This window comes from Pseudomonas sp. Arb-4-2C, from assembly GCF_055755015.1.
On record NZ_CM146899.1, the window covers coordinates 3,825,903 to 3,840,270 of the forward strand.

Here is a 14,368-nt window from a genome sequence, read left to right on the forward strand (position 1 = left end):
GCTATCGCGAGCAGGCGAAGGCCTACACAGGTTGGTACTGTGTCAGGCAAGCCATGGGTTGTTGGTCAGGTGTTCGCGCTCGAACGCCTTGATCTGTTCACGCCGCTGCAAGGTACTGCCAATCGCATCCAGCCCCAGCAACAGGGCGGTTTTGCGCAAGCCCTCCATCTGGAAATCCAGCACTTCGCCGTCCGCCAGACGGATCTGCTGCGCCTCCAGATCAATACTGAGCCGTGCACTTTCCGGCTGACTCACCCGCCGGCCAATGCGCTGCACCTGCGCCTCGTCGAGGGTGATCAGCAACACACCGTTGCGCTGGCAATTGTCGTAAAAGATCCCGGCGAAACGGCTGCCGATCAGCGCGCGAACCCCCAACTGCTGCAGCCCCCACACCGCGTGTTCACGGCTGGAGCCGCAGCCGAAATTCGGCCCGACCACCAGAAAGCTCGCACCCTGCCAGGCCGGCTGGTTCAACACGAACTCAGGGTTGGGCGTACCGTCGGCAAAAAAACGCAGATCGAAAAACACCCCGCGATCCAGTCCCTGACGATCAATGCCCTTGAGAAACTGCTTGGGCATGATCACGTCGGTGTCGACGTTGGCCGCCAGCAGCGGCGCGGCCTGGCCGCTGACCTGAGTGAAGGGTTGCAGGCTCATGGGCGTTCTCCAAAGTGACGAATGTCGGTGAGGTGGCCGCTGATCGCGGCGGCGGCGACCATCGCCGGACTCATCAGGTGAGTGCGCGCTCCGGCACCCTGCCGGCCTTCGAAATTGCGGTTGGTGCTGGAGGCGCAGCGGTCGCCGGGCGCGAGCACGTCATCGTTCATCGCCAGGCACATCGAACAGCCGGACTGGCGCCATTCAAACCCGGCGTCGATGAAGATCTGCGCCAGGCCTTCGACCTCGGCCTGAGCGCGGACTTCGCTGGAGCCGGGCACGATCATCGCCCGCACATGTTCGGCCACTCTCCTCCCGCGCACGACAGCGGCGGCGTCGCGCAAATCCTCGATCCGCGCGTTGGTGCAGGAACCAATGAACGCATGGCTGATGACGATATCGCGCAGCGCCATCCCCGGTTCCAGGCCCATGTAATGCAGGGCCCGGTGCATGTCCTGACGCAGGATCGGATCGTCGATGCTTTGCGGGTCCGGCACTTGCGCGCCGATGGCTACCGCCTGATCCGGGCTGGTGCCCCAGGTGACCATCGGTTCCAGCAGGCTCGCGTCGAGGTGTACTTCGCGGTCGAACACGGCGCCGGGATCGCTGCGCAGTTCACGCCACTTCTGCAACCCGCGTTCCCAGAGTTCACCCTGCGGTGCTCGGGGTTTGCCCTTGAGATAGGCAAACACTTTTTCGTCCGGCGCCATGAACGCACCGCGCGCACCGGCCTCGACCGCCATGTTGCAAATGGTCATGCGCGCTTCGACGCTCAGGGCATCGATGGTCGAACCGCTGAACTCGATGGCGTAGCCGCTGGCACCGGAGGCACCGATGCGGCCGATCAGCGCCATGATCACGTCCTTGGAGGTCAGGCCCGGCGCCAGCGCGCCATCGACGGTTACGCGCATGCTTTTCAGGCGTTTGTAGACCAGGGTCTGCGAGGCCAGCAGGTGTTCGATCTCCGAGGTGCCGATGCCGAAACCGAACGCCCCCAGCGCACCGTAGGTGGTGGTGTGGCTGTCGCCGGCGGCGATGACCATCCCCGGCAGAATGAAGCCTTGCTCTGGGGCGATCACATGCTCGATGCCTTGGCGCTTGTCGAGGATGTCCAGCAGTTCGATGCCGAAGTCCCGGCAGTTTTCCGCCAGATACGACACCTGCCGCGCACCGCCCGCATCAGGCATCGCCGCGACCCGCAGCGGTGTGGTCGGGTTGACGTGATCAACCACCGCCAGCGCCGTGCCCGGCCGCCAGACCTGACGCCCGGCTGCACGCAAACCGCTGAAGGCCTGGGGGCTGGTGTATTCGTTGATCACCTGACGGTCGATATACAGCAGGACATGGCCCTGCTCATCGAGGCGGCACACGGCGTGCGAGTCGATGTGTTTGTCGTAGAGGGTTCTGGGGCTCATCAAGGCGCTCGCTCAGGGGAATCCGGTGATTTCCATCATAGGGAGCGGTTGGCGGCCATCAATTGGCAGGAAGTGAGAGCGGCGTTCATGAATCGTGTTCGATCCCCTGGCCACCGAACGCCCCCTGTAGGAGGGTTGGTGGTGTCTGGGGGAAGTGCGAAACATTTACTTTCATATAAGCCTTCGGGATTTACCTGACTCATCCGTCCTATAGAGATGCAGGCCGTTCGCGTAGGCAACAGCCACGACCGCGCCTTTCAGGGTCACCCTTACTGCGAAGCCCGTAGCCGCGTGCCCTTTCATCGCAATCAAGACGCGCAATCATGTCGAAGAAATCCCGTTCCAAACTGTGGTTCCTGGTGCATAGCTGGCTCGCGCTGCCGATCTGGTTTTTTGTCCTGATCGTCTGTGTCACCGGCACACTGGCGGTGGTCAGCCAGGAGATCGTCTGGCTGGCCAACCCGCAGATGCGCGCCAGCCAACCGGCGGACGACGCTCCGCTGCTCAGTTACGATCAAGTGCTGGCCGCAATCAAGAAAGCCGAACCGCAAACACTGGTCGAAAGCATCAGCCGCCCCGACGAGTCGCATTTCGCCCTCGACGTCGAGGTCAGCTACCCCGACGGCCGCGCGCAGACGGTGTACGTCAACCCGTACACCGGCGCGATCCAGGGCCCGGCGCCGGACTTCAACTTCAAGGCATTCACCCGTGCCCTGCACGGCTGGTGGCTGGTGCCGTTCACCAACGGCTATAGCTGGGGCTGGTACCTGGTGTCGTTTCTCGGCCTGCCGATGCTCGCCTCGCTGGTCACCGGGCTGGTGGTCTACAAGCGTTTCTGGAAAGGCTTTTTCAAGCCTACGCTGCGTTTTCGCCACGGCGCCCGGATCTTCTGGGGGGACTTCCATCGACTGAGCGGCATCTGGTCGATCTGGTTCATTGCCGTGATTTCCATCACCGGCACCTGGTTTCTGATTCAGGCGTTTTTGTTCGATAACCAGGTGTCCATCACTACCGAGCCGATCATCCCGGCGATGGCCCGCGAAGACGTGCCGATGTCGGCCGACGCCGGGCCACCGCCACGGATCAGCCTGGATCGCGCGGTGCAGATCGCCGAACAGCAAATCCCCGGGCTGGAAGTCAGCTTCATCAGCCTGCCGGGCAACGCCTACAGCCATCTGAGTGTCGGCGGTCGCGGCTGGTATCCGCTGATGTTCCAGACCGCCACGCTCAACCCTTACAACGGCGACATGGCTGCCTCGCGGCTGATCTCCGACCGCTCCTCGCTGGAGTTCGTCACCGAGTCGATGCGACCGTTGCACACCGGTGATTTCGGCGGCCTGTGGATCAAGTTGATCTGGTTCTTCTTCGGCCTGTTGCTGAGCATGATGGTGCTCAGCGGCCTGTTGATCTGGACCAAACGCACCGCGCTGGCCACCGCCAACGCGCTCAAGCGCGAGAGTAAAAAAACCCGCAGCACCAGCGTCAGTCGTGAACCAGCGGAGGTCAGCCTGTGAGCCAGTCCAACCGCAATGTCCAGCCGTCCACACTGCGCCGCTTCTGGCACAAATGGCGCTTTCATCTGAATGCGCTGCTGCTGCTGATTCCGTTGGGTTTCATGCCCAAGTATTTCGCCGACGCTGCGCTGTTTCGCGGCGATGTCGGCCTCGGCGAGCACGAGATCGGTGACATCCAGGTCGGGCCCTGGAGCCTGCGCCTGGCCGAACTGCGAAACGAAGCGCCGCATCTCGACGGCCCCGCCGGTTACATGAAGGACTTCAATGCAGCCCTGTGCGACGCCTGCGTCGAACAGGTCAAGGCCACCTACCTGCGCATCGGCAAGCCCCGCAGCCTGCGCGCCGCCGGGGTGATTTTCTTCGGCACGCCGTACCGCATGGGCGCGCAGTTGCCGGTGGCGGAAAAGACCCAGGCCGACGCCGACCTGTGGATCACCATGGAAGGCTGGGACGGCAGCCTGCATCAAGCCTCGATTCCGCTGCGCCAGGCCTCTCCCGCCACCATTGCCTGGCTGAACAAACAAGGAGCCAAACCATGAACCGCGTTCAACGCCCTTTGCGCCTGCGATTGCGCGCTGCCTTGCTGCTGTTGTGCAGCGGTTTCAGCGCCGGCGCCCTGGCCCACAACCCGATGTGTGAATGCAAAGCCGTCGATGCCGAGCAGATCAAATGCACCGGCGGCTTTTCCGATGGCAGCGGCGCGCCCGGGGTGACTCTGGACGTGATCGGTTACGACGAAACCATTCTGCTGCCGGGCAAGCTCGGCGCCGACTCGAGCCTGACCTTCAAGAAACCCGCCGCCGAGTTTTACGTGCTGTTCGACGCCGGCCCCGGTCACGTCGTGGAAATCGACCAAGCAGACATCGAGGCCCCATGAGTACGCCCACCACGCAAGTCGTCCGTCCGGCCGGCGCCGGCCATGAAACCCTCAACGTCCTGCTGCTGTGCCTGTTGATCCTCGCGGTTGCCGGTTCGGTGGTGGCGTGGCGCGGGGTGTCCCATGAACCGCAGCCGGTCGCCAGCCATCAGCTCGATGCCCGGCGCGACCTCAGCGCCGCCGAGCAAGGCATCTACGCCGACCTGCGGGTGACCCTGGACGAAATCCGCCTGTTGCGCGAAGAGCAGCAAACCCTTCCGAGCCCGCAATCCCTGGCAGAGGAAGGTTTTGCGCCATTCGCCCAGGACGCCAGCTCGGTCAGCCGTGGTGGACATGCCTGGCAGTTGCTGGCGGACACCGCCTATTTCGGCCATAGCCAGTCGCCGGCCGTGGCGGGATCGTTCGTGATGCTGCTGAGCGCCGATGCCCATGCGGCGCCGGACATCTGGCTCAACCGCGCCGCCGATCTGCAGACGCCCGCCGAACTGACCGACACCGCGCTGTCGGCCGCTGGCTGGAAGCAGATCGTCGCGCAATTCGATGCCGGCGTGACTCGCGAGCATCGCCACTGAACCTTCGCCTTCACCCCAGAGAAGACCGCTTGCCCATGTCTATTTCATCGCCTCGCCGTCCCTTCCTGCGCCTGCTGCTGGCAGGCCTTTGCGCCTGCCTGCTGAGCCCGCTTGCCAGCGCCGATCCGGGCAAGCGCCTGCGCATCGGCATCACGCTGCACCCGTATTACAGCTATGTGGCCAACATCGTCGGCGACAAGGCCGACGTGGTGCCGCTGATTCCTGCCGGTTTCAATCCGCACGCCTATGAGCCACGGGCCGAGGACATCAAACGCATCAGCGGGCTGGACGTGATCGTCCTCAACGGTGTCGGCCATGACGACTTCGCCGACCGCATGATCGCGGCCAGCGAAACGCCGAACATCAAGACCATCGAAGCCAACGAGAACGTGCCGCTGCTGGCCGCCACCGGTACCGCCGCGCGTGGTGCCGGCAAAGTGGTCAACCCGCACACCTTCCTGTCGATCAGCGCCTCGATTGCCCAGGTCAATAACATCGCCCGCGAGCTGGGCAAACTCGACCCGGACAACGCCAGGATCTACACCCAGAACGCCCGCGCCTACGGCAAACGCCTGCGGCAGATGCGCGCCGATGCGCTGGCGAAACTCACTCAGGCCCCCAACGCCGAGTTGCGGGTGGCGACAGTGCACGCGGCGTACGACTATCTGCTGCGCGAGTTCGGCCTGGAAGTCACTGCCGTGGTCGAGCCGGCCCACGGTATCGAACCCAGCCCGAGCCAGTTGAAAAAGACCATCGACCAACTGCGCGAACTCGACGTGAAGGTGATCTTCTCGGAAATGGACTTCCCGTCCACCTACGTTGAAACCATTCAGCGCGAATCCGGCGTGAAGCTGTACCCGCTGTCGCACATTTCCTACGGCGAATACACCGCTGACAAGTATGAAAAGGAAATGACCGGCAACCTCAACACCGTGGTGCGAGCGATTCAGGAGTCCGGGGCATGACGGTAAAAGAAACCCTCTCTGATACCCCCCAATCCCCTGTGGGAGCGAGCCTGCTCGCGAAAGCGCCCGGCCAGTCAACCACATCGTTGAATGACACACCGCCATCGCGAGCAGGCGAAGGCCTACAAAGGGTCAGCGGGCCGACGCTGGAGTTTGCGCAGGTCAGCCTGACCCTGGGGCGTACCACAATTCTCGACAACGTCACCTTCCAGGTGCAGCCCGGCCACGTACACGCATTGGTCGGCCCCAACGGCGGCGGCAAAAGCTCGCTGATCAAGACCTTGCTCGGGCAGATGCCCCATCAAGGTCAGTTGAGCCTGCGCTGGCCGGGCGAACCCGGCACCATCGGTTATGTGCCGCAGGCGCTGGAGTTCGATCGCGGCCTGCCAATGACCGTTGACGATTTCATGGCCGCCATGTGCCAGCGCCGTCCGGCGTTTCTTGGCCTGAGCAAGCACTACGCCAAGGCCATCGGCGAGGCACTGGAACGGGTCGGCATGCAAGACAAACGCAAGCGACGCATGGGCGCGCTGTCCGGCGGTGAGCGGCAGCGCGTCCTGCTCGCCCAAGGGTTGATCCCGCCGCCACAACTGCTGGTGCTGGATGAACCGATGTCGGCGCTCGACGAAGCCGGAATTCAAGTGTTCGAGCGCTTGCTCGGCGACTGGCGCGCCGCTGGCATCACCGTGCTGTGGATCGAGCACGATCTGGAAGCGGTCAAGCGCCTGGCTAATCGGGTCACCGGCCTCAACCGGCGCGTACTGTTCGACGCCACGCCGCAACAGGCGCTGACCCCGGAACGGCTGCTGACGCTGTTCTCGACCCATCCTCGGAGCGCTGTCTGATGAGTTACGAAGCCTTTCGTTTGATGGTTCAAGGCTGGGCCACCTCCGGTTACCTGCCGGAAGCGCTCGCCTACGGTTTTGTGGTCAATGCGCTGCTCGCCGGCCTGCTGATCGGCCCGGTGCTCGGCGGCCTCGGCACGCTGGTGGTGGTCAAGCGCTTCGCGTTTTTCTCCGAAGCGGTCGGCCATGCGGCGCTGACCGGCGTGGCCATCGGCATTCTGCTCGGCGAACCCTACACCGGGCCGTACGGCAGCCTGTTCGGTTACTGCCTGCTGTTCGGCATCCTGCTCAACTACCTGCGCAACCGTACCGGCCTGGCGCCGGACACGCTGATCGGCGTGTTCCTCTCGGTGTCACTGGCGCTGGGGGCGAGCCTGCTGCTGATTCTGGCCGGCAAGATCAACGTGCACATTCTGGAGAACGTGCTGTTCGGTTCGGTGCTGACGGTCAACGGCAACGACCTGCTGGTGCTGGCGATCGTCGGTTCGCTGGTCATGGCCCTGGCGCTGCCGCTGTACAACCGGATCATGCTCGCCAGTTTCAACCCGCAACTGGCGGCGGTGCGCGGCGTGGCGGTGAAGACCCTGGATTACCTGTTCGTGATTCTGGTGACGCTGATCACCGTTGCAGCAGTGAAGGTCATCGGTGCAATCCTCGTCGGTGCGCTGCTGGTGATTCCGGCAGCGGCGGCGCGCTTGCTCAGCCAGTCGCTCAAGGGCTTCTTCTGGTGCTCAGTGCTGATTGCCACCGTCAGCACCTTGTGCGGGATTCTCGCGCCGATCGTCTTCGATCTGCCAATTCCGTCCGGCGCCGCGATCATTCTGGTCGCCGGCATCGCCTTCGCCCTCGCCGCCATTGCGCGCGGGGTTGTTCCGAGTCTGAAAGGGAACCTTGGATAAATGGCTTTCTCATTGCGCAAACTGACCCTGGCCATGGCCCTGTGCGGCGTGGTCTGCACGCCCCTGATCGCTGCCGAAAACGCCAAACCGTTGCGCGTGCTGGCCTCGTTGCCGATCACCTACGGGCTGGGCGAGGTGCTGCTCAAGGGCACCGATGTCAGCCTGGAACGCGCGGCCCCGGCGAATCTGCCGGGCAGCCGTCAGACCGCCTACTTCACCGGTCGCGGTGCGCCGGCACTGGGCAAACTGGCGAACGACGCCGACGCGGTGATCGGCGTACGTTCGCTGTGGGCCGATGACCCGCTGTACCCGATCGCCCGGCGCAGCAACATTCGCATCGTCGAGGTCAACGCGGCGCGCCCGGTCGATGGCGCCTTGCCCGGAATTGCCGTGCAACCGGGGCTCAAGGTCGATGGCTTGAACAGTCAGCCATGGCTGGCGAGCAACAACATGGGGCGCATGGCCGACGTGATGGCGGCGGACCTGGTGCGCCTGGCACCGTCCGCCAAGCCGAAGATCGAGGCCAATCTGGCGGCGTTGAAACAGCGCTTGCTCAAGCTCAGCGCCGACAGCGAAGCGCGTCTGGCCAAGACCGACAACCTCAGTGTGATGAGCCTCAGCGATCACTTCGGTTACCTGATCGGCAGCCTGAACCTGGAGCTGATCGGCCAGGATCCACGACCGGATGCCGAATGGACTGCGGAGGATCTGCAGAAACTCACGGCGACGCTCAAGGACAACGACGTGGCGCTGGTGCTGCATCATCGTCAGCCATCGGAGGCGGTGAAAGCGGCGATTGCCGAGTCGGGGAGTCGGTTGCTGGTGTTGAGTACCGATGCCGAAGATCCGGTGGCGGAGCTGGAAGGGAATGTGGATTTGCTGCTCAAGGGTTTGAACGGGGCGTAGTTTCAGTTGCGCCGCGTTATCGTTCTTCGCGAGCAGGCTCGCTCCCACACGGGATCTGTGTCACTCACAAATCCCCTGTGGGAGCGAGCCTGCTCGCGAAGAGGCCCGCCAAAACACCACAAATGCCAGCCATGAAAAAACCCGCTGACTGTCACCAGTCCAGCGGGTTTCTTTTGTCTGTCAGCTTACTGAGCAGCCGCCTGCCCTTCCATCTTCTGGCGCAGGCTCAGCGGACGCATGTCGGTCCAGGTTTCCTCGATGTAGGCCAGGCATTCCTTTTTCAGGCCGCTCTTGCCCACGGTGCGCCAGCCTTGCGGCACGGCCTTGTAGTCCGGCCAGATCGAGTATTGCTCTTCGTGGTTGACCACGACCTGAAAGAGGATGTCCTCGCGGTCGAATACTGACGTCATGCTGGTTCTCCATCGTTGTAGGGGTGGGCTGCACACAGGGTGCAGCCGGGTATGTAGAAAGAACGTTGGGCGCTGTAAAAAATTTACCCGGCTGCGGTGGCAGCGGCCAAGGCACGCCCGAAGATTTCGGCGACGCGGTCGATTTCGGCAGCAGTGATCACCAGTGGGGGCAGGAAGCGCACCACCGCGCCATGGCGGCCGCCCAGCTCCAGAATCAGCCCGCGCTTGAGGCATTCGCGCTGCACCAGCGGCGCCAGACGGGCGAAGGCCGGCGGATGGCCGAGGGCGTCCGGCGTACCGTTCGGGTCCACCAGTTCGACGCCGAGCATCAAGCCGCGACCACGAATGTCGCCCAGTTGCGGGAAGTCGCGTTGCAGAATGCGCAGGTGTTCGCTCAGGCGCTCGCCCATGGCCGCGGCGTGTTCGCAGACCTTGTGCTCAACCAGATAACGCATCACCGCAGAACCTGCGGCCATCGCCATCTGATTGCCACGGAAGGTGCCGGCATGGGCGCCCGGTTGCCAGGTGTCGAGCCAGTCGCGATAGACCACCACCGCCAATGGCAGGCTGCCGCCGATGGCTTTGGACAACACCACCACGTCCGGAGTGATGCCGGCGTGCTCAAAGGCAAACATCTTGCCGGTGCGGGCGAAACCGCTCTGGATCTCGTCGACGATCAGCGCCACACCAGCCTTTTCGGTAATCCGACGCAAACCGCGCAGCCACTCGATATCGGCCGGAATCACCCCGCCCTCGCCCTGCACCGCTTCGACAATCACCGCCGCCGGCAACTGCACGCCGGCCTCGGGATCGTTGAGCAGATTTTCCAGATAACTCAGGTTGGCTTTGACCCCGGCCGCGCCGCCGAGGCCGAACGGGCAGCGGTAGTCATACGGGAACGGCATGAACTGCACGCCGTTGCTGAGCAAGGCAGCCAATGGCTTCTTCGGCCCCAGACTGCCCATCAGGCTCAACGCGCCCTGGCTCATGCCGTGATAACCGCCGGAGAACGACAGCACAGTGCTGCGCCCGGTGGCGGTGCGCACCAGTTTCAACGCAGCTTCCACCGCGTCGGTGCCGGTCGGGCCGCAGAACTGGATCTTCGCCTCGGCCGCCAGTGCCGGCGGCAGCAGGCCGAACAGATCCTGCACAAACTGATCCTTGACCGGCGTGGTCAGGTCGAGGGTGTGCAGCGGCAACTCATCGGCGAGCACTTGCTGGATCGCCTCGATCACCACCGGATGGTTGTGTCCCAACGCCAGCGTGCCGGCACCGGCCAGGCAGTCGATGAAGGTGCGGCCTTCAACGTCTTCGACGTACAGCCCCTTGGCACGTTTGAGTGCCAGCGGAATACGTCGCGGGTAGCTGCGGGCGTTGGATTCCTGCTGACTCTGACGGGCCAGCAGTGGCGACTCGTTGAACTGATACAGGGTTTCGGCCGGCGCGGAGGCGATCCGGGCCGACGACTCTTCGATAAGGCTGGTGGCGACTGACATCTCTCGACCCCTCAATACGCTATGGATAGTGACCAAAACAGCACACCGAACAGGTGCGCGTTCCGGTCGCGGGGCGCACATGCAGGTTTTCCTGTTCTGGAAACGCTTAAGCGGGGCGAGGATTTAGACCCTTGATCGCGTTGTCAGTCGGGCGATGGCAACGGTTTGTGCAACACGACGCGCTGCAAGCCCTGATCGATGAAGGTTGGCACCGACTCGCGGTAGCCCAGATACCGATAAAAAGCCGCACCGGTGCGTGTACTGACGATATTCACCTGAGGCACTGCGCGGATCCGCAACCAGCCTTCCAGGTCCGTCATCAGCGCCCGCCCCGCGCCACGGCGAAACCATTCCGGTTGCACATGACAGAAGCCGATGTCGCCGCTGACCATGGCCATACCGACACCCACCGGTTTGCCTTGCAACAGCGCGATATTCAGGTAGCAATGCGGGTCGGCCAGCTGCGCGCTGATGAAATCAGCACAGTGCCGCGCAATCCAGCGGTTGAGCAGTTGAGGGTCGTTACGGTGTTCGAGCGCACAACCGAGACGGATCGAACGCTCGATGATGCGGCTGATAATGCCGGCGTCGGCAAGTTTCGCCGGGCAGATACAGATTGCTGCTTCCATGCTGCGGTCCCTCAATCCATTGAGTCAGAGCAGCCCCGACCATAACGCCGGGACTGGCGAATGACCAATGCGCAGACGTTACATTTGATGTGCCCGCAACACAGATCCCCTGCAGGAGTGAGACTGTTCGCGAAGGCGGTGTGTCAGTCAACGCATCACTAACTGACACACCGCCTTCGCGAGCAAGCCCGCTCCCACAAGGGAATTACGGTGGAATCAAACAGGTTGCAACGGCATCGTCAGCTCCACGCGCAGGCCATCCGGGCGGCTGTCGAAATGCAGGGTGCAGGCGCAACGCTGGACGATGGCTTGCACAATGGCCAGGCCGAGTCCGCAGCCAGTGCTCTGGCCGTTGCGCCAGAAGCGCTGGGTCAGATGCTGCAGATCATCCGCAGCAATCCCCGGGCCGTGGTCGCGTACCACAAAGCGTGCGCGCTGGCCGACGGTTTCCAGGCTCAGTTCCACGGCAGCGTCCGCCGGGGTATGGCGCAGGGCGTTGTCGAGCAGATTGCGCAGCGCGGCAATCGACAGCACCGCCGGCATCTGCACCGGCGCGCTGGACAGCGGCGTCGGCAATTGCAGTTTGATGCGCTGGCGCTCGCCGCCGGCCGCATCCTGCATCGCCAGTTTCGCCACCTGCTCGGCACTGCACTGCACGCCATCGTCGAACGACAGACTGCCCTCGACCCGCGCCAGCAACAGCAATTGCTCCAGCGTGCGGTGCATGCGGTCGGCGCCCTCCTCGGCCCGGGCCAGCGACTGATCGCGGGCGCTGCCCTCGGTCATGCGCGCCACTTGCAGGTGAGTCTTGATCGCTGTCAGCGGGCTGCGCAGCTCATGGGCGGCGTCACCGGTCAGGCGGCGTTCACGTTCGATGGTCTTGCCGATGCGCTGGAACAGCTGGTTCTGGGTGTCGAGCAGCGGTTTCAGTTCGCTGGGAAACGACTGCAGTTGCAACGGTTCGAGCGAGTCGGCGTTACGCCGCATCAAGGCTTCGCGCAGGCGATTGAGCGGCGCCAGGCCCTGACCGATGCCCAGCCACAACAGGCACAGGCAACCGAGCAGCGCCACGCCGACCGGCACCGAGGCCGCCAACAGAATCGACATGTTCAGCGCTTCGCGCTCAATCTGCCGATCGGCCGTGGTGATCCGCACGTCACCTCGCGCAAGGGTGAAACTGCGCCACGGCGCGCCATCGATCATCTGGTCGTGAAAGCCCATTTTCTCGGCTTCCAGGGTTTGCTCTGGGCTGCTGTGGCTGCGGGCAAGAATCTCCCCGCGCAACGAACTGACCTGACAGGCCATGCCGCCGGGAATGTTCAATTGTTCGGCACTGAAATGGGTGCCCTCGCCCTTGCTCGGCAACGCCGGCAGTTGCTCCAGCAACCCGGCGACCATGCGCGCCGAAGCCACCAGCCGCTGGTCGAGGGAAAACATCATCTGATTGCGCAAGTCGCTGAGCATCCAGGCCGCGGCCAGGGCCCAGATCAGGGCGAACGCGGCGCCGAGGGTCAGACTCAGGCGCAGACGCAGACTCATCACTTCTGTTGCTCTCCACCATCGGCCGGCCCGAGGCGATAACCCAGACCGCGAACGGTTTCGACGATGCCCTTGCCGAGCTTGCTGCGCAGGTGATGGATATGCACGTTCAGGGCGTTGCTCTCCAGTTCGTCATTGAAGCCGTAGACGCTGTCTTTCAATTGCTCGGTGGACAGCACCCGGCCACGATTGTGCAACAGCGCCTGCAACAGCGATTGCTCGCGTCGCGACAAGTCCACCGGTTGCCCGGCCAAGGTGGTTTCACGGCTGCTTGGATCGTAGGTCAGCGCGCCATGTTCGATCAGGTTGACACTGCGCCCGGCGACCCGGCGCAACAAGGTTTGCAAACGGGCGAACAACTCACGCAGATCGAATGGTTTGAGCAGGTAATCGTCAGCCCCGGCCTGCAAACCATCGACGCGGTCGGTCACCGAGTCCCGCGCGGTCAGAATCAGCACCGGAATTTCCAGGCCCTGTTGCCGCAACTGTTGCAGCAATTTGAGGCCATCTTCGTCGGGCAGGCCGAGGTCGAGCACCATCACGTCGAATTCGGCGACCTTGAGCATCGCCCTTGCCTTGGAAGCCGTATTGACATGCTCCACGGTGAGGCCTTGGGCTGTGAGCCCGGCAACGATACCGCTGGCGATCAATTCATCGTCTTCGCAAACCAGTACGTGCATGGCGATTCCCTGAGAAAAGAGGTGAGTCAAACAGAGCAGGATTAAGCCGCCATTATGGCAGAGCCACAACGCAGGCGGCAGGCCATGCCCTGTTTGAATGAAACCTAAATAGCCACGACAACTAATAGCTAACAACCAATCAAACTATATTACCAACTAACGAAACAACTAATAACACCCTTTTACTGTACAAATAAGAACCCAAAAACTAATCTTGCCTGGCAACACACAAACAACAAACCACACAAATTCAATACCTCAAAAGAGTCTTAAACATGGCCATTGGCAAGAACTTCATTACTGTTGACTGGCGCACTGGCGCCGATCGCATTTATTTCTTTTTCAAAGAAAAGAACACCTATTCCCGCTTCGATTTCGAGGACAATAAAGTTCTCGCCGGCTACCCCAAATCCGTTAACGGTGCATGGGAAGGCCTGGACAAGCCTGCTGCCGATCTACGTTTCGGTTTCACCACGACGATCAGCAGCTATAACGGTGGCATCGACACCCTCTGGGTGTTCTACGACGAGGGCAATACCCCCAGCGTCTGTGAGTTCAACCAGAAGTCGGACAAAGCCGCGTCTAAAACTCCCGTGGCAAAATCCACGTGGGCAAAGTTACTGCCTTACTATTATCAAATCATAGGCGTGATGTGGGCCGAGAGTTCGGCCGCCAAGGAAACGTATTGGTTCCTGTTGAATAACGGCAACTACCTTATCTACGACCTCTACTCAAACAGTCTGGAAGTGCTGCCACTCAAAGGCTCGCTGTGGGCGCCGCTGGAAGAATATAAAGATCGCATGATGACGGCCGTCACCAATGACTACCCGACATTCGACACTTACTTTTATGTTTTCCTGAACGACAACCAGTACCTGCGTTATGAACAGGGCGCGAAAAAAGTATTTGGCCCGTATACAATCTCCGACTCAACCTGGCCCGGGCTGCTGAAGGACTGAGGCCA

General features: G+C 62.4%; 16 protein-coding genes. 9 read left to right on the forward strand and 7 right to left on the reverse strand.

All coding sequences use genetic code 11. The annotated features are described in order from the left end of the window. Positions 1-42: 42 nt before the first annotated feature. Both leuD and leuC read right to left on the reverse strand, forming a co-directional pair. The gene (leuD, locus tag AC0J41_RS17245; protein WP_473013134.1) at positions 43-657 is read right to left on the reverse strand and encodes a 3-isopropylmalate dehydratase small subunit; all 615 of its coding nucleotides are present in this window, start codon (positions 655-657) and stop codon (positions 43-45) included. Then, complete coding sequence (gene leuC, locus AC0J41_RS17250) at positions 654-2,072, reverse strand: 3-isopropylmalate dehydratase large subunit (protein ID WP_473013135.1); 1,419 nt, start codon at positions 2,070-2,072, stop codon at positions 654-656. The genes leuD and leuC overlap by 4 nt, the downstream gene beginning before the upstream one ends. Before the next feature lie 323 nt (positions 2,073-2,395). On the opposite strand from leuC, the gene AC0J41_RS17255 reads away from it, so the two are divergent. The 8 genes from AC0J41_RS17255 to AC0J41_RS17290 are packed head-to-tail and all read left to right on the forward strand — an operon-like array spanning position 2,396 to position 8,650. After that, positions 2,396-3,586 (forward strand): PepSY-associated TM helix domain-containing protein, encoded by a 1,191-nt coding sequence (locus AC0J41_RS17255; RefSeq protein ID WP_473013136.1) that lies wholly within the window; start codon positions 2,396-2,398, stop codon positions 3,584-3,586. After that, positions 3,583-4,125 carry a thiamine pyrophosphate-binding protein gene (locus AC0J41_RS17260; RefSeq protein ID WP_473013137.1) on the forward strand — a complete coding sequence of 181 codons (543 nt, stop codon included), beginning with the start codon at positions 3,583-3,585 and terminating at the stop codon, positions 4,123-4,125. Before AC0J41_RS17255 ends, AC0J41_RS17260 begins: the two co-directional genes overlap by 4 nt. Continuing rightward, entirely contained in the window at positions 4,122-4,463 is a 342-nt protein-coding gene (locus AC0J41_RS17265; RefSeq protein WP_473013138.1) for a hypothetical protein, read from the forward strand. The genes AC0J41_RS17260 and AC0J41_RS17265 overlap by 4 nt, the downstream gene beginning before the upstream one ends. Continuing rightward, positions 4,460-5,035: a DUF6162 family protein gene (locus tag AC0J41_RS17270; protein ID WP_473013139.1), complete on the forward strand. Its 576-nt coding sequence runs from the start codon at positions 4,460-4,462 to the stop codon at positions 5,033-5,035. The genes AC0J41_RS17265 and AC0J41_RS17270 overlap by 4 nt, the downstream gene beginning before the upstream one ends. Positions 5,036-5,070: 35 nt before the next feature. Next, positions 5,071-6,000: a metal ABC transporter substrate-binding protein gene (locus AC0J41_RS17275; RefSeq protein ID WP_473013140.1), complete on the forward strand. Its 930-nt coding sequence runs from the start codon at positions 5,071-5,073 to the stop codon at positions 5,998-6,000. Then, positions 5,997-6,845 (forward strand): metal ABC transporter ATP-binding protein, encoded by an 849-nt coding sequence (locus AC0J41_RS17280; RefSeq protein WP_473013141.1) that lies wholly within the window; start codon positions 5,997-5,999, stop codon positions 6,843-6,845. Before AC0J41_RS17275 ends, AC0J41_RS17280 begins: the two co-directional genes overlap by 4 nt. Continuing rightward, entirely contained in the window at positions 6,845-7,744 is a 900-nt protein-coding gene (locus AC0J41_RS17285) for a metal ABC transporter permease (RefSeq protein ID WP_025113203.1), read from the forward strand. Before AC0J41_RS17280 ends, AC0J41_RS17285 begins: the two co-directional genes overlap by 1 nt. Further along, entirely contained in the window at positions 7,745-8,650 is a 906-nt protein-coding gene (locus tag AC0J41_RS17290; protein ID WP_473013142.1) for a metal ABC transporter substrate-binding protein, read from the forward strand. Positions 8,651-8,835: 185 nt separating this feature from the next. On the opposite strand, the gene AC0J41_RS17295 is transcribed toward AC0J41_RS17290, so the two are convergent. The 5 genes from AC0J41_RS17295 to AC0J41_RS17315 form a co-directional block, all read right to left on the reverse strand. Beyond that, positions 8,836-9,060, reverse strand: coding sequence for an MbtH family protein (locus AC0J41_RS17295; RefSeq protein ID WP_025113201.1), 225 nt, complete (start codon positions 9,058-9,060; stop codon positions 8,836-8,838). An 83-nt stretch (positions 9,061-9,143) separates the two neighbouring features. After that, complete coding sequence (locus tag AC0J41_RS17300; protein ID WP_473013143.1) at positions 9,144-10,556, reverse strand: diaminobutyrate--2-oxoglutarate transaminase; 1,413 nt, start codon at positions 10,554-10,556, stop codon at positions 9,144-9,146. A 143-nt stretch (positions 10,557-10,699) separates the two neighbouring features. Next, a complete protein-coding gene (locus AC0J41_RS17305) occupies positions 10,700-11,185 on the reverse strand; it encodes a GNAT family N-acetyltransferase (RefSeq protein ID WP_473013144.1) in 486 nt (161 codons plus the stop codon). A gap of 216 nt (positions 11,186-11,401) precedes the next feature. After that, positions 11,402-12,724: an ATP-binding protein gene (locus AC0J41_RS17310; RefSeq protein ID WP_029977855.1), complete on the reverse strand. Its 1,323-nt coding sequence runs from the start codon at positions 12,722-12,724 to the stop codon at positions 11,402-11,404. Then, positions 12,724-13,404: a response regulator gene (locus tag AC0J41_RS17315; RefSeq protein WP_007969056.1), complete on the reverse strand. Its 681-nt coding sequence runs from the start codon at positions 13,402-13,404 to the stop codon at positions 12,724-12,726. The genes AC0J41_RS17310 and AC0J41_RS17315 overlap by 1 nt, the downstream gene beginning before the upstream one ends. 275 nt (positions 13,405-13,679) lie before the next feature. Here AC0J41_RS17315 and AC0J41_RS17320 point away from each other — a divergent pair, with 275 nt between their 5' ends. Then, positions 13,680-14,363, forward strand: a complete 684-nt coding sequence (locus AC0J41_RS17320) for a hypothetical protein (protein ID WP_473013145.1) — start codon at positions 13,680-13,682, stop codon at positions 14,361-14,363. Positions 14,364-14,368 lie beyond the last annotated feature (5 nt).

Coding starts and splice junctions, on each gene's coding strand:
- AC0J41_RS17255 (WP_473013136.1), top strand. CDS start 2,396: ATGTCGAAGAAATCCCGTTCCAAACTGTGGTTCCTGGTGCATAGCTGG.
- AC0J41_RS17305 (WP_473013144.1), bottom strand. CDS start 11,185: ATGGAAGCAGCAATCTGTATCTGCCCGGCGAAACTTGCCGACGCCGGC.
- AC0J41_RS17265 (WP_473013138.1), top strand. CDS start 4,122: ATGAACCGCGTTCAACGCCCTTTGCGCCTGCGATTGCGCGCTGCCTTG.
- AC0J41_RS17270 (WP_473013139.1), top strand. CDS start 4,460: ATGAGTACGCCCACCACGCAAGTCGTCCGTCCGGCCGGCGCCGGCCAT.
- AC0J41_RS17320 (WP_473013145.1), top strand. CDS start 13,680: ATGGCCATTGGCAAGAACTTCATTACTGTTGACTGGCGCACTGGCGCC.
- AC0J41_RS17295 (WP_025113201.1), bottom strand. CDS start 9,060: ATGACGTCAGTATTCGACCGCGAGGACATCCTCTTTCAGGTCGTGGTC.
- AC0J41_RS17300 (WP_473013143.1), bottom strand. CDS start 10,556: ATGTCAGTCGCCACCAGCCTTATCGAAGAGTCGTCGGCCCGGATCGCC.
- leuD (WP_473013134.1), bottom strand. CDS start 657: ATGAGCCTGCAACCCTTCACTCAGGTCAGCGGCCAGGCCGCGCCGCTG.
- AC0J41_RS17280 (WP_473013141.1), top strand. CDS start 5,997: ATGACGGTAAAAGAAACCCTCTCTGATACCCCCCAATCCCCTGTGGGA.
- AC0J41_RS17275 (WP_473013140.1), top strand. CDS start 5,071: ATGTCTATTTCATCGCCTCGCCGTCCCTTCCTGCGCCTGCTGCTGGCA.
- AC0J41_RS17285 (WP_025113203.1), top strand. CDS start 6,845: ATGAGTTACGAAGCCTTTCGTTTGATGGTTCAAGGCTGGGCCACCTCC.
- AC0J41_RS17310 (WP_029977855.1), bottom strand. CDS start 12,724: ATGAGTCTGCGTCTGCGCCTGAGTCTGACCCTCGGCGCCGCGTTCGCC.
- leuC (WP_473013135.1), bottom strand. CDS start 2,072: ATGAGCCCCAGAACCCTCTACGACAAACACATCGACTCGCACGCCGTG.
- AC0J41_RS17315 (WP_007969056.1), bottom strand. CDS start 13,404: ATGCACGTACTGGTTTGCGAAGACGATGAATTGATCGCCAGCGGTATC.
- AC0J41_RS17290 (WP_473013142.1), top strand. CDS start 7,745: ATGGCTTTCTCATTGCGCAAACTGACCCTGGCCATGGCCCTGTGCGGC.